This window comes from Pseudomonas sp. L-22-4S-12 (assembly GCF_009799935.1).
GTDB lineage: Bacteria > Pseudomonadota > Gammaproteobacteria > Pseudomonadales > Pseudomonadaceae > Aquipseudomonas.
Genome location: NZ_WELL01000026.1, coordinates 1 through 258 on the forward strand (window position 1 = coordinate 1; position 258 = coordinate 258).

Consider the following 258-nt stretch of genomic DNA (forward strand, 5'->3'; position numbering starts at 1 on the left):
TATTTTGCCCAGGCGGAGCTCGACCGCCGCACCAAGTCCTGAGGGCATTTGTCGATCAGCATCGTGACCGTCTCGGGGTCGAGTCGATCTGCCGCGTCTTGCAGATCGCCCCGTCCGGTTACCGTAGGCACGCGGCCCAACTTCGTAACCCGGTACTGCGCTCCTGCCGTGCACGGCGTGACGACACATTGATTCCGGAAATTCAGCGCGTGTGGAACGCCAACATGCAGTGCTATGGCGCGGTGAAGGTCTGGAAGC

Annotated in this window: 1 pseudogene and 1 other annotated feature; the pseudogene reads left to right on the top strand. The window is 61.6% G+C overall.

What is annotated here, in order from left to right:
* Window positions 1-113: a sequence feature (AL1L pseudoknot), on the top strand. This feature is flagged as partial in the annotation.
* Window positions 1-258 (top strand): annotated as a pseudogene (locus F3I16_RS20985) (IS3 family transposase); the annotation flags it as partial. It overlaps the preceding feature by 113 nt.